This window comes from Bellilinea caldifistulae (assembly GCF_001306055.1).
Lineage (GTDB): Bacteria > Chloroflexota > Anaerolineae > Anaerolineales > Anaerolineaceae > Bellilinea > Bellilinea caldifistulae.
The window spans coordinates 186,735-200,469 of record NZ_LGHJ01000011.1 but is presented as its reverse complement, the minus strand read 5'-3'; the positions used below and the strand labels follow the sequence as shown (position 1 = coordinate 200,469).

The following is a 13,735-nucleotide window of genomic DNA, read 5'->3' as shown; positions in this document are numbered from 1 at the left end:
TTTTTGTTTAAAAACACAACAGACGTGTGTTTAAGGTTCTAAATCAGGTTTCAAAACAAAACCCCGCCAGGTTGCAGGGCTCACGAACGAAAACGTTCCCGCCTGAGTGATTTTTTTATAATCAGTTGATATATTTTAACATCAAAGGGAGTTTCTGTCAAAGTGGAAGCGAAGAGCATACCCAACCGTGAGCGGTTGCCCTCGACCGATGTCCACCGCCACCAAAACCGGTTGAGTTTTTCCCCAGCCCCGCACATAGGCCCCATCCACGCCCAGAACACGTACCCGCCGGTGCAGGCGTTCTCGCCGCAATTCCTCAGCCCGCTGCTGGACATCCCGCCACAGGCTCATCGCACTCAACACAACCCCAAAGGCAGTCAGAAACAGGGAAAGCTTCTGATAACTCATCCCAAATACCCATCCAATTGCCGCTAAGGCCCGCATCCGTACCGTTTGACGAGCCCGTTCGACCCCTTCCGGATAATGGCGAAAAGTCCTCCGACAACGGCAGCAGCGATAGCGGTACACCCAGGCCTCTTTCAAGCGCGGATCAGTTAGCCGTTTGACCGCCCCTCCCCAACGCTGGAATATTTCACCCCCGCAATATCAACATTTCTGTGGACGATTTTCCTGATAATACTTGACTTTGGGTAATCGAAGCAGCACAATAGACATGGCAAGCTCGGTGTACTGGAATCTTGGATACCATCATAGTACTACCGGCTTGCTTTTTTTACAAAACCCACCACCTTTGTGATAGATTCGATGCATCCCAATTTTGAAAAAGAAAACAATTTGAAAGGACGTAACCGATACGCGTAGATCATCGGAAAAATCGAACTGTTCGATAGGGGTCAAAGTCATGGTGGGGGATGTGACCAGCGGTACTTCCAATCTTGGCGCTAATATGCTATATAGATTACAGATGTTGATGGAAGTGATGAAAAGGAAGTAGTCTCTATGAGCAGTAAAATATACCTGTTGATCATCTTCATTGGAGCCATCATGGTTCTGGGTATTGGGGTGTTGACGGTAGAAGCTGCAACGTGTTCCGGTAGTGGGTGTAATGGTTTAAATCCAAATTCTACCGGTTGTGACGCAACCGCCATTCGCCTCTATTCAACCACGAGTAATGGAGCTTTTATCGAACTAAGAAAATCCACAGAATGTTCAACATTTTGGGCGCGTACCACCAATGTGAGTGGCATAAACAAGTATGCTAATGCCACTCTCAAGTATTATTACTACACGGCTTCTTCCGCTCCCATAGGCAATGGAGAAAAGGTTTATTCAGCCCAACGCTACAGTGCGGATGGTGCTGGAATGTACGCCTGTGGTATGGTAAGTAACTCACCGATTAACTCAATGGTGTATTCCCCCTGTGTTCCATAAAGAATTCCTGTTTGTTCCATTTGGAAAATAGGTATAAGGAGTATAAAGAGATGAAAAACAAAAACTACACTAAAACAGCCTATCTATCGCTGATTGGCCTGCTCGTCATCGCGCTGGTTGGGGTGGGTCTGCTGCTTAGTGGGGCGGTCTTCGCCAAACCGAATGGGGATGAGGCAGCCCCTGCTTCACCCTTCCTGAAGGAAGATGCGAACACCCAGAGTGGTCCGGCGGCTTACACCGCTGAAGCCGGTGGCGTTTGGATGCAACTGAGCGATCTGAAGGTCAGCTCCGCCCAACTCAGTTTCAAACTGTGCTACGAAGTTCCGTTTGAATCCGACTGGGCGGCTGATCGGATGGCGCTGATTGCTGGCGAGCGCGAGTTGCGCGACCAGTATGCCACCATGCTGCTGGAAGGGATGACGCAAGTCGAGGGGCGCAGTGTGCAATGCACCCTCAACCGCTTTCAACTGCCAGCTGGGATAAGCTTTGCCGATGCCCGGATTGTCATCGAACGAATTGCCACCTCGGCTCCCGAACAACCGGATTGCGAGGCCGCCCAACAAAAACTGCTCCAGAGCGGTGTGCCGATCCGCTTCACTTGTCAGCACGGTGAATATTCCTTCGGTTTTGAGGTGCTTGAAAAACCGGCGGAAATGAGCGAACTGGAAGCGCGGTCAGTGGTCAGCGATGCCTTCCACGATGTCATCACAGGTCCGTGGGTGTTCGAGGTCTCGATGGAGCAGTAAGGGGGTGTAATCCCCCACCCGGAGGCTGCGGGGCGCGCAGATTGCCCGGCAGCCTTTATTTATTAAAAATAATACACGAAATTTCAAAATTGATCGCTGAATCGAATTGCATTAAAGCAAACCACATACTATAATAAAACCGTATGAGGGGTATCTTTCGGCTTATTTTCCTGTTGACGCTGGCCGGGCTGCTTTCCCTTTCACTGGGAACAGGCTATGCCCAAACGCCTACCCCGCCGCAGGGGGAGGATTTCGGCACGGGCTTCTACGTCAGCGGCGCGTTTCTGGCGCAGTATTACAGCGTGCCGAACCCGCTGGAAATTTACGGCCTGCCGATTACGCAGGAATTTGAGGGGGTTTCTTCATTTGGTATTCGCACGCGAATGCAGTACTTTACCAAGGCACGTTTTGATTTAGTCCGCACACCGGAAGGTGAGCGGGTGGTGGTCGCCAATCTGGGTGAGTTGCTGTACCCCGGCGCCGGACCGCTGGCACCGGTTCCCACCGAAGGTCCTACCTGCCGGCGTTTTCCGGCGACCGGCAAGAGCGTCTGCTACGCCTTTTTGCAGTACTACGACGCCAACAACGGCGAGGTCAACTTCGGCAATCCGATTTCGGACCTGGAAATCCGCGAGGGGCGTTATGTGCAATACTTTGAGAAGGTACGCATGGAGTGGCAGCCCGAACGACAGGCCGAAACCCATGTGGTGCTGACCGATTTGGGCAAGCGTCACTTTGATCTGGTGCAGCGTGACCTGGAAGCCGGCCGCCCAATTGGCAGCGCCATCCCCGGCCGGCAGCGTTTCCCGGTGGCACATGCCTTCTTTGCCCGCCCGCTGGTCGGCCCGCAAAGCAGCCAGACGCTGTTTGTGGTGGTGATTGACCGCTTCCGGCAGCCGGTGGAAGGCGCCGAGGTTTCGGTCGTTTTGGAATATCCGGATGGGGAGCGGGCGGCTTACCGCCTGAACAATACCGATGCCAATGGCATCAGCAAACTCACCTTTAACGTGGGGGAGTGGCAGCCGCGTCAGGTGGTGACGCTGGAAGTGCTGGTCACGGCAAACGGTGAGGAAGCCCGCGCCCAGTCGTGGTTCCGCATCTGGTACTAGGTTTCATTCCCACTCGATCGTCGCCGGTGGCTTGCTGGTGATGTCGTACACCACCCGGTTGACGCCGTTGACTTCGTTGACGATGCGGTTGGCTACCCGTGCCAGCAGTTCATGCGGTAAATCGGCCCAATCCGCGGTCATAAAATCCAGCGTTGTCACGGCGCGCAGGGCAACCACTTCCTGATAGGTGCGCTGGTCGCCCATCACGCCGACCGAACGCACCGGCAGCAGCACGGCAAAGGCTTGCGCAATGCGTTGAGGGCTGCCGGGCGGGGTGCGCCCCAGCAGGCCGGCCTGTGCCAGTTCGGTGGTGAAGATGTGATCGGCGGCGCGCAGGCGTTCCAGCCGTTCGGCGGTGATTTGCCCCAGGCAACGTACTGCCAGCCCGGGGCCGGGGAAGGGCTGCCGCCAAACCAGTTCTTCCGGCAGGCCGAGCGCTTCGCCAACAATGCGCACTTCGTCCTTGAACAGGTAGCGCAGCGGCTCAACCAGTTCAAAGTCAAATTCGGCCGGCAGCCCGCCGACGTTGTGATGCGTTTTAATGCGCTGCGCCTTGCTGCGGTCGGGTGCGGCCGATTCGATCACATCCGGGTAGATGGTACCCTGCACCAGATAGGGGATTTTGCCCAAGCGGCGGGCTTCGCGCTCGAAGATGCGGATGAACGTTTCACCGATGATGCGCCGTTTCTCCTCCGGTTCTTCCACATCTGCCAGAGCGTTCAAAAAGTCAGCGGCGGCGTCCACCACAATCAGGTTTTCGCCCAGTGAACGGCGGAAAGCCCGCTCCACCTGCTCGCGTTCGCCGTGCCGCAGCAAACCGGTATCCACAAAGACGGCAATCAACTGATTGCCGACGGCGCGCTGCACCAGCGCCGTCGCCACGCTCGAATCCACCCCGCCGCTGACCGCTGAAAGCACCCGCTGCCCGCCGACCTGCTGGCGGATGCGGCTGACAGCCTGTTCGATGATGGTTTGGGGGGTCCAGTCCGGCCGACAGCCGCAAATCTCCACCACAAAGCGGCGCAGCATCTCCGCCCCGCCGGGGGTGTGATGCACTTCCGGGTGGAACTGTACGCCGTAAAGGGCGCGCTGGGGGTCGCCGATGGCAGCAATCGGACTGTTGAGGCTGCGCGCCAGCACCTCGAAGCCGGGCGGCGGCTGTTCAATGCGGTCGCCGTGCGACATCCACACCGGATGACTGCCCGGCGGGAGCAGCGGGTTGGGCCTGAGCGTCTCGACCTGAGCCGGGCCGTATTCTCGTTGCGCAGCCGGAGCCACGATGCCGCCAAGGGCGTGGGTCAGGGCTTGCATCCCGTAGCAAATGCCCAGCACCGGTAAACCGGATTGGAGGACATAGGCGGGTATGGATGGGGCATCCGGCTCATAGACGGAGGCTGGCCCGCCGGAGAGGATGAAGCCGCGCGGTTGAATCGCCAGTACCCGTTCCGCGGGGGTGTCCCACGGGAACAATTCGCAATAGACCTGCGCTTCGCGCACGCGTCGGGCAATCAGCTGGGCGTATTGCGAGCCAAAATCCAAAACAGCAATGGCATCGGTCATGGAGCGAAGACGATTTTCCCTTCCACCATTGAAACGATGCAGGCCAGTGAGACAATCGGCACGTTGAGGAAGGCGAGGGCGTCGCGTCCGCCCTCGAAGGTTTTTTCGATGAGCGCGCCAATGCCGACCACATCGGCGCCGGCTGCCTGAGTCAGACGCACCAGACCCAAAATGGTTGCGCCGGAAGCGAGGAAGTCGTCAATGATCAACACCCGCTCACCGGAAGCCAGATACTCCGGGGAAACAATCAATTCCACCGGTCGCCCGCGGGTGTGGGATGGAGCAATGGTCAGGTAAACCGTATCCGGCATGGTGATCGGCTTGGTTTTGCGGGCGTAGACCACCGGCACGCCGAGGTGCCTGGCGGTCATCAGCGCCGGGCCGATGCCGGAAATCTCGGCGGTCAGCACGCGGGTTGCGCCGACGTGGGCAAAACGTTTGGCCAGTTCGGCGCCGCAGGCGTCCATCAAGACGGGATCAACCTGATGATTGATGAAACTGTCCACTTTGAGGATGCCGCCCCCCAGATTTTTGCCTTCTTTCAAAATTCGCTCTTTGAGTGCCTGCATACGTTCCTCTCCCAAAAAAGTATTGTATGGACATTATTTTACGCCGAGTGAAGGGCGATTCCAATAGGGCAGGCAGGTAAAAACGAGAAATACACCATTTTTTAAGAATTGGAAGATTAACAAAAAGAGGCTGCCCCGCTTGCGGGGCAGCCTGAGCGGATTTGCTGCATGAGGTCAACTGGATTTGATCGGGATGACTTTGCGCGCGCTTTGGGCTTCGGGCGTTTTGGGCAGGTTGATGGTCAGTACGCCCTTGCGGAAGGTGGCATCGGCTTTATCCACTTCCACCTCGCACGGCAGCGGGATGACGCGCTGGAACGATCCGTAGCGCCGCTCCATGCGGTAGTAATCTTCGCCTTTTTCTTCTTCCTCTTGCCGTTTTTCACCGCGCAGGATGAGAGCATCACCACTGACGGTGATTTCGATGTCCTTCTCATCCAGTCCGGGCAGTTCGGCGGTGATGATCACTTTCTTATCGGTTTCTTTGACATCTACGCTGGGCGTGAAGGTCTCCCATTCCTCATCGAAGAGGCGCCACGGCATCAGCGACCAGGGCCGTTCGAAGAAGGAATCGAACCAGCGGTCGAAGTCCCGCATCAGCGCGCGCGGCTGGTCATTCTCGCGGCGGATGGCCAGCGAGCGTTTCGGTCGGAAGGGAATCAAGTCGGTGATCGGCATACCTTTCACCTCCTTTCGGTCAGGGGTTTATTCTTTATGAGGTTTTGACCGGTATGCGGCGGATGCGAGCCGGGCCGGCTTTGGGCAGGCGCAGATGCAGTACGCCTTGTTTCATTTCGGCTTCGATTTTGTCGCGGTCAATATCATCCGCGAGGGTGAAGACCCGCTCGTAATCGCCGCCTTCGTACTCGGCGTATTCAAGGTCGTATTCCTGCATGTGGGGCATCTGCACCGTGCCGCGGATGGTGAGGACGTTCTTTTCGAGAATCACCTCTAAATCATCCTGACGGACACCGGGCATATCCGCCAGCACCAGAATCTCATCGTTGGTTTCGACGATGTCCACCGCCGGAGCGAAGACGCGTCGGCTGCGGCTTTCGCGGACGGCGGGACGCTGTTCCTGTTGGACTTGAATGGCGCGGCTTTCGTCAGACATGGCTCATCCCTCCTTTCCGTTGGATTGGCCAGCGTGGACGGCAATGCGTTTGGGTTTATCGGCTTCGGCGCGCGGCAGGGTGATGGTCAGCACGCCGTTTTCGTAATGGGCTTCCACTTTGTCAGCATCAATGGCAAACGGCAATTGCAGGGAGCGGGCAAACTCACCCTGGAAGCGCTCACGACGTTGATAGCGGGCGCCTTCCGGCAGGTCATTGGCTACTCGCTTGCCGCGCAGAATGAGGGTATCGTTGTTGACCGACAGTTCCAGTTCTTCGGGCTGGATGCCGGGCAGTTCGGCGGTGACGACCGCCTGATCGTTATTCGTCCAGATGTTCAAAGGCGGGAATTCAACCTCCATCCAGCGTCGGCGGCGAGGGAAGAAGGTGTCGAACATGCGCTCCATCTCGCGCTGCATGCGATCCATTTCGCGCTCCATGCGGCGCATCTCACGCCAGGGAAACAGAGGTTCCAACATAAGCCATCCCTCCTTTCTATCAGGTGGTTGTTTTTTTGTTCATGCGTTTTATTAAGTAGCGCAAGAGTCTATGAAAAATATTAGCGAAGCGTAAAAAGAATATCAAAAACTGGCGGCGGAGATTGGTTTTTGCGACCTGATTCACTCAATATTTACGGAAAAACGCCCAAAACTGTCTATAATTAGGATGAGTCGAGGTTGACGATTTTCTTTCTCTGCGAAAAAAGTTAAGATTGCATACTTCTCCGCCCCTGATAATTATTTTTCTCTTGCTGCTTTCCGGTATCATGTGCGCTTACCTGGCGGCCTGGTCATCCCTGCGTCATCGTCAACCGGGGGCTTTGGAATTTGGGCTGCTGACGTGGGCAACGGCTATCTACTCGCTGGGATATGCCGTTGAAATCAGCCGCAATAACCTCGAAGATGTGCTTTGGGCGATCCGGGTTGAATACCTTGGACTGGCTTTTCTGCCGCCGTTGATTTTGATCTTCACCTTTCGTTTTGTGAGAAACAAACCCCTCAACCGCGCCGTTGTTGCGGGACTGCTGACGGTTTCGTTCATCACCTTGGGATTGGTGTGGACTGTCAACTTCCATTCGTTGTACTACATCTCTCCCCGCATAGAAAGCGGCAATTATTTCCCCGGACTGGTTTTTGAGCGCGGCCCGTGGTACAAGGTGCATCTTGCGTACCTGCTCCTGGCTGGCAGCCTTTCGCCAATCCTGTTGTTCTGGCATGCCAGGCGGGCTGAAGGCCGCCGCCGCAGCCAGATGATTGTGCTGGGGCTGGGCGCACTCATCCCAATTGTGGGTGGTTATCTTTTTGCTGCCGGAAAGATCCCGTACGGGATTGACGTCGGCCCGTTCGCCCTTTCGCTCTCGGTGTTGTTCTTTTGGGCAGCGTTGTTTCGTTATGGCTTGTTTGAGATTGTCCCGGCGGCGCGCGAACTGGCGCTGGACACGGTTGGAGAGGCGTTGATCGTTGTGGACTATACCGGGCGTGTCATAGACCTCAACCGGGCGGCGATTGACTTGCCGGGCCTGGCAGGGTTGAAAATAGGGCAGATGTTCCCCCGTGATGGTGTTCTGTCCGGCTTTGTGTTTCATAGCCTGCAAAATTCGGGAGGGGAGACAGAATTTTCAACCGAGGATCAAAACGGCAATCTGCGCAGTTACCGGGCGCGCTCCTACCTGTTGAAGGACACTCTCGGCCGGCAGGGCGGCTGTGCCGTTTTGATTACCGATATCAGCGAAACAACCCGCCTCATTCGCCGGCTGGATGAGCAGGCCAGCACCGATGAACTGACCGGTTTACTCAACCGGCGCTCCATCATGCAAATCGGCAGCCGCTTGATCGAGCAACTGAGCAGCAACGGCGGCTGGCTGGGGATTGTGCTGATGGATTTAGACCACTTCAAAGAGATCAACGATTCCTACGGACATCAGGCGGGGGATACCGTCCTGCGCTGTGTTGGCGAGTGCCTGCCGAAAGCCCTGCGCGACGAGGACGTGATTGGCCGTTGGGGCGGGGATGAGTTTGTGGTCTTTCTGCCCGGCGCCGACCGGCCGGCTGCCTGGCAGGTTGCCGAGCGCCTGCGCGCTCAGGTTGCTGCCTGTGAGCCGCTCAAGGCTGTCCCAACCATCCGGGTCAGCGCCAGTTTTGGGGTGTACGCGGCATGTGTGGACGGGAGTGTGGGGATGGATGATCTGATGCGCGCCGCCGATCAGGCGCTCTACCGTGCCAAGAACAATGGCCGCAACCAAAGCGCAGTCTGAAACCGACATGCAAGGCAATCATCAGGCTTGCATCCTGCCGTGTGATGACCGTTCCCGACAGCGGGCGAATAGTCGCTGGTTGAGAATCCTTACAGTTTTCAAACTGGCTCTTGTTTTCAGTATGATTTGTGGTATCTTAAAAAAGGTTCAATCCGTTCATCTCATTCCTTCCTCTCCCGCTGTTTTCTCTTTTCAGGGTGGTTGAATCAACGCTAAGGTGAAACCCGGTCAACAACGCCTGCAGGGAAGGATTGCGGTGGAGAAGCATCCAATCCCATTCAGGTAAATTTATGGGTCGGGTCTCATCCGAGTACTTTTCCTCCAATCGAGTGCCGCTCAGCGAACTGCTGACGCTCTATCAGGAATTGCAGGAACGCGAGGCTCTTCTGCGTGCCATCCTGTACAGTATTGGGGATGCGGTGATCACCTGCGACGAAAACGGGAAGATCACCCTGCTCAACCCGGCTGCCGAGTCGCTGACCGGCTGGAGCGAAGCCGAAGCCAGAGGCAAGCCGCTGGAAGACATCTTCCGCATCATCAACGAGGAAACCCGCCAGCCGGTTGAAAGCCCGGTGCGGCGGGTTTTGCGCGAAGGAGTGGTGGTTGGGCTGGCCAATCACACTCTGCTCCTCCGCCGTGACGGCAGCGAATTGCCGATTGCCGATTCGGGCGCTCCGATCCGCGGGGAGGGCGGCACCATCCGCGGGGTGGTGCTGATTTTCCGCGATCAAAGCGCCGAACGGGCGGCTCAAAAGGCGGTTGACGAAGCTCGTCGCTTTGCCGAGGGGATTGTCGAAACGGTGCGTGAGCCGTTGATTGTGCTGGACGGTGATTTGCGGGTGGTGCGCGCCAACCCGGCCTTCTACCGGTTGTTTCAGACCACGCCGATAGCAACCGAAAACCGGCTGTTGTACGAACTCGGCAATGGTCAGTGGAACATTCCCGAACTGCGCCGTTTGCTGGAAGATATTCTGCCGGGCAATACGCGTTTTGAGAATTATGAAGTGCGCCATGATTTTCCCGGGATTGGACGGCGTACCATGCTGCTGAATGCCCGCCGCATCTACCACGAAGATAACCGCACCCGCTTTATTCTGCTGGCAATTGAGGATATAACCGAACGCCAGCAGGCGGTTGATACGCTTAACCACAGCGAAGCACGTTACCGCACCATTTCCGAGATGATTTCGGACTACGCCTATGCCTTTGAAGTGCTTGAAGACGGCAGCCTGAAGCGCGAATGGGTGGCCGGCGGCTTTGAGCGGATAACCGGCTTTACGCCGGAAGAATCGGAAGCGCGCGGCGGCTGGCAGGCGCTGATTTACCCGCCGGATATGCCGGTTGCGTTGTGCCGGGCAGAACGCTTGATGAGCGGCCGGCAGGATACCAGTGAGTTCCGGATTGTGCGCAAAGACGGTTCAGTGCGCTGGCTGCGCGATCACGGCCTGCCGGTGTGGGATGAAGATCAGAAGCGCGTGGTGCGCATTTTCGGCGCTGCACAGGATATTACCGATCAAAAACGGCGCGAAAGAGAGTTGGAGGCGCAGGCGCTGGTGGTGCAGATTTTACAGGAAGAGGGCGACCTGCAGTCCCTGCTGATGCGTTTGCTGGAGGCGGCCTGCCATGCCATACCGGCTGCTGAAAAAGGCTCGGTGCTGCTGGCAGAAAGCGACGGCCGCCTGCACATGCGGGCGATGATCGGTTATCAGGATGAGCGGGTGATGACGGCTTCCTTTCCAATGGACTCGGGGTACTCGGCGAGGGCTTTCCGTCTCAATCAGCCGCTGGTGATTGAAGATGCCCGCGCCCATGCCGAAACCCGCTATGATGGCGAAATTGCGGAGATGGCTACCGTCCAGAGCGCGATTGTGGCACCGCTGGCCGTCAAAGGGCGGGCGATTGGCGTGCTGGCGCTGGACAATTGCAGCCTGAAATTTGCTTTTTCCGATCAGGATTTGCAAGTGCTGACCACTTTTGCCGCTACGGCCGGTCTGGTCATTGAACGCACGCGCCTGTTTGAAGAAACCCAACAACGGTTGAAAGAACTGCAAACCCTGCAGCAGGTCTCAGCCGCTCTCTCCCAGTCTGATTCGGTTGAGGATATGACCCATATCTTTGTGGAACATGCCGTCCATTCGGTGGATGCGCGGGCCGGTTCAATTTACCTGCTGGATGAACAGACCAATGAACTGACCGCCCGAGGCTGGTACAACCCGCGTGGCGAATGGATTGAGGGGCTGGAACGGGTCTTTCACCAGCAGCTTGGCGAAGGGGTGGTTGGCAAGGTGGCGGCCAGCGGCGAGGCCTACACGTTTGAAGACTGGCGCAGCGATCCACATACGGTTTTGAAACCGGGGGAAGAGGAACTGCTTCAGCCGGTGCGGGGCGGGGTTGCGCTGCCGCTGCGCGCCGGGGCGCGTACTATCGGCGTGATGAACATCTGGTTTGAGCGGGCGCGCATGGTAACCGAAACCGAACGGCGTCTGCTGGCTGCAATTGCGGATATGGCCGGGAATGCCCTTCAACGCGCTCACCTCAACGAACAAACCCACCAACGGCTGGCCGAATTGAGCGTGCTGCACTCGGTCAGCCAGGCGCTGCTGCTGAGCGGTATGGAAGCAGAGGCGGTCTACGAGGCCATCCATCAGGCTGTGGCGCAGTTGATGCCCTGCGAAGCCTTTACGATTGTGCTGGTGGATGCGGCTACTTCGGAGTACCTGGCTGTCTACCTGTACGATAAAGGCGGACGGTTTCCGCCGCGGCGCATTCCGCACGGCAGCGGGCTGAGCGGCCGGGTGATTGAGCAGGGCAGGACTCTGGTCATAGAGGATTACCCGCTCAGCAACCTGCCGGCGGTGCACTTTGGCGACCCCGAGTCGGTGCGCTCGATTCTGGCGGTGCCTCTCCGGCAGGGACGGCGCGTACTGGGAATGATTTCCGCGCAGAGTTATCAACCCGCCGCTTATACCTCCGCCCATACCCGCCTGCTGGAAACACTGGCTGCACAATTCGCCACCACGCTGGAAAACGTGCGCCTGTTCGGGGAAACCCGGCAGCGCCTGCGCGAACTGGAATTGATTGCCCACCTGAGCTCGGAATTGCGCCGGGCAACCACCCGCGCTGAATTGCTGCCAGTGTTGTTGGAGCAATTGATGACCCGGATGAAGGTGGATGGGGCGGTGCTGGAAACCGTTCACCCGCTTAGCGGGGATGTTACGATTGAACTGGGCGTTGGCATTTGGGAGTCGCTAACCGGCGAGATCATCCCGGCCGGGCAGGGTTTGAGCGCGGTGATTTTACAAAGCGGAAAGTCTTATTTGAACAATGATGCCCACCATGACCCGCGGGTGTACTTCCCCCAGCAATTAGGCGATTGCGCTTCGATTGCCGGCGTGCCGTTGCGCGCCGATGATACGATCAACGGTCTGTTATGGGTTGGCAGCTGCCGCCGGCTGGATGAGGATGATCTGCGTTTGCTGCATTCGGTGGCGGACATGGCCGCCAGCGCGCTGCTGCGGCTGCAATTGCATGAAGAGACCCGCCGACGGGTGGAGCAGTTGCAGGCTCTGCAAGCAATTGACCGGGTGATTACCAGCAGCCTGGACTTGCACTTTTCGCTGGACGCTTTGCTGGAGCAGACCCTGCTGCACTTGAAAATGGACGCTGCCGGTGTGTTACTGTTCAATCCCACTACATTGATGCTGGAATATGCGGCCGGACGCGGATTCCGCACCCGTTATTATCAGAAAGCCCGCCTGCATTTGGGAGAAAGTCAGGCCGGCATGGCTGCCCTGGAACGGCGGATTGTGCATTGCGGCGATTTGAGCGTTGCCGAACCGCCGTTCATCCATCCACAATGGGTTGAAGAAGAGGGTTTTGTGTCTTACTGCGGCGTTCCGCTGGTAGCCAAGGGGCAGGTCAAGGGTGTGCTGGAGGTGTTCAGCCGTTCCCCCTTTGAGCCGCAGGAAGAGTGGCTGGGCTTTTTTGAAGCAATTTCCCGCCAGGCGGCAATTGCGATTGAAAATGCCCAGTTGTTTGAGAATCTGCAGCGCAGCAATCTCGATCTTTCGCTGGCGTATGAGGCGACCATCGAGGGCTGGTCGCGCGCACTGGATTTGCGGGACAAGGAGACCGAGGGCCACACCCGCCGGGTTGCCGACCTGACCCTGCTGATGGCCGAGCGGATCGGTCTGGATCCTGCTCAGGTGGCGCATGTGCGGCGGGGAGCCCTGCTGCATGACATCGGTAAAATGGGCATCCCGGACGCCATTCTGCTCAAACCCGGCCCGCTCACGGATGAAGAATGGGAAATCATGCGCAAGCACCCGCTGTATGCCTATCAAATGCTCTACCCGGTTCAGTACCTGCGCCCGGCGCTGGATATTCCCTACTGCCACCACGAAAAGTGGGACGGGACAGGCTACCCGCGTGGGTTGAAAGGCGAGGAAATCCCGCTGGCGGCGCGCATTTTCGCCGTAGCGGATGTGTGGGATGCCCTGACCAGTGACCGGCCTTACCGGCCGGCCTGGCCGCAGGCCAAGGCGCTCAATCATATCCGTGAACAGGCCGGCACGCATTTTGACCCGCGGGTCGTCAAAGTGTTTTTTGAGGTGATTGAAGATTTTTTGGCAACAGAGGCAGCCGCCGAGTGAAGATACGTGTGCTGAGCGAAAGCGAATACCGCATGTTCAGGCGAATCCACGGCGGGGATGATGTACTGGCAGTGGAGGAAGGCAAAATCCGGCGCGAAAAGGGGCTGTATCTCAACCTGCGGCGGCAGGGCAAAGCCCGCCTGAAACAGCGATTGAAGAGGATCGGGGGTATGGCTGGCGAGGAGGAGTGGCTGGAGGAAGAGATTGCTCAGGTTGAACAACGTGCCGTCCGCGTGTACCGCAATGCCCGCCGCCACAAGCAGCGCTTGCACGGATTGCAGCCCTACGAGGAGGATTGACTCAGCCGTCGAGGGGTGATTTTGAAATTTCCCACTTGTAAT

General features: G+C 57.4%; 12 protein-coding genes. 6 read left to right on the top strand and 6 right to left on the bottom strand.

Annotation, left to right across the window (positions count from 1 at the left end):
• Nucleotides 1–141: 141 nt before the first annotated feature.
• Nucleotides 142–408 carry a hypothetical protein gene (locus tag AC812_RS05520; protein ID WP_145962449.1) on the bottom strand — a complete coding sequence of 89 codons (267 nt, stop codon included), beginning with the start codon at nucleotides 406–408 and terminating at the stop codon, nucleotides 142–144.
• 552 nt (nucleotides 409–960) lie between these two features.
• Between AC812_RS05520 and AC812_RS17120 the strand changes: the two genes are divergently transcribed.
• The 3 genes from AC812_RS17120 to AC812_RS05510 all read left to right on the top strand — a co-directional run bounded on the left by AC812_RS17120 (nucleotide 961) and on the right by AC812_RS05510 (nucleotide 3,247).
• A complete protein-coding gene (locus tag AC812_RS17120) occupies nucleotides 961–1,392 on the top strand; it encodes a DUF2690 domain-containing protein (RefSeq protein WP_082148835.1) in 432 nt (143 codons plus the stop codon).
• Between the two features lie 50 nt (nucleotides 1,393–1,442).
• Nucleotides 1,443–2,138 carry a hypothetical protein gene (locus AC812_RS05515; RefSeq protein ID WP_061912824.1) on the top strand — a complete coding sequence of 232 codons (696 nt, stop codon included), beginning with the start codon at nucleotides 1,443–1,445 and terminating at the stop codon, nucleotides 2,136–2,138.
• 143 nt (nucleotides 2,139–2,281) lie between these two features.
• Nucleotides 2,282–3,247, top strand: a complete 966-nt coding sequence (locus AC812_RS05510; protein ID WP_061912823.1) for a hypothetical protein — start codon at nucleotides 2,282–2,284, stop codon at nucleotides 3,245–3,247.
• A 3-nt stretch (nucleotides 3,248–3,250) separates the two neighbouring features.
• On the opposite strand, the gene guaA is transcribed toward AC812_RS05510, so the two are convergent.
• The 5 genes from guaA to AC812_RS05485 all read right to left on the bottom strand — a co-directional run bounded on the left by guaA (nucleotide 3,251) and on the right by AC812_RS05485 (nucleotide 6,967).
• Nucleotides 3,251–4,807: a glutamine-hydrolyzing GMP synthase gene (guaA, locus tag AC812_RS05505; RefSeq protein WP_061912822.1), complete on the bottom strand. Its 1,557-nt coding sequence runs from the start codon at nucleotides 4,805–4,807 to the stop codon at nucleotides 3,251–3,253.
• A complete protein-coding gene (gene xpt / locus AC812_RS05500) occupies nucleotides 4,804–5,376 on the bottom strand; it encodes a xanthine phosphoribosyltransferase (RefSeq protein ID WP_061912821.1) in 573 nt (190 codons plus the stop codon). Before xpt ends, guaA begins: the two co-directional genes overlap by 4 nt.
• A gap of 174 nt (nucleotides 5,377–5,550) precedes the next feature.
• Complete coding sequence (locus AC812_RS05495) at nucleotides 5,551–6,054, bottom strand: Hsp20/alpha crystallin family protein (RefSeq protein WP_061912820.1); 504 nt, start codon at nucleotides 6,052–6,054, stop codon at nucleotides 5,551–5,553.
• Nucleotides 6,055–6,088: 34 nt separating this feature from the next.
• On the bottom strand, nucleotides 6,089–6,490 hold the full coding sequence (locus AC812_RS05490; RefSeq protein WP_082148834.1) for an Hsp20/alpha crystallin family protein: 402 nt from the start codon (nucleotides 6,488–6,490) through the stop codon (nucleotides 6,089–6,091).
• A gap of 3 nt (nucleotides 6,491–6,493) precedes the next feature.
• Nucleotides 6,494–6,967, bottom strand: coding sequence for an Hsp20/alpha crystallin family protein (locus AC812_RS05485; protein WP_236839225.1), 474 nt, complete (start codon nucleotides 6,965–6,967; stop codon nucleotides 6,494–6,496).
• 233 nt (nucleotides 6,968–7,200) lie between these two features.
• Between AC812_RS05485 and AC812_RS05480 the strand changes: the two genes are divergently transcribed.
• The 3 genes from AC812_RS05480 to AC812_RS05470 all read left to right on the top strand — a co-directional run bounded on the left by AC812_RS05480 (nucleotide 7,201) and on the right by AC812_RS05470 (nucleotide 13,693).
• Nucleotides 7,201–8,742 (top strand): histidine kinase N-terminal 7TM domain-containing diguanylate cyclase, encoded by a 1,542-nt coding sequence (locus AC812_RS05480; protein WP_061912819.1) that lies wholly within the window; start codon nucleotides 7,201–7,203, stop codon nucleotides 8,740–8,742.
• Between the two features lie 290 nt (nucleotides 8,743–9,032).
• The gene (locus AC812_RS05475; protein ID WP_061912818.1) at nucleotides 9,033–13,394 is read left to right on the top strand and encodes a GAF domain-containing protein; all 4,362 of its coding nucleotides are present in this window, start codon (nucleotides 9,033–9,035) and stop codon (nucleotides 13,392–13,394) included.
• On the top strand, nucleotides 13,391–13,693 hold the full coding sequence (locus AC812_RS05470) for a hypothetical protein (RefSeq protein ID WP_062158823.1): 303 nt from the start codon (nucleotides 13,391–13,393) through the stop codon (nucleotides 13,691–13,693). Before AC812_RS05475 ends, AC812_RS05470 begins: the two co-directional genes overlap by 4 nt.
• Nucleotides 13,694–13,735 lie beyond the last annotated feature (42 nt).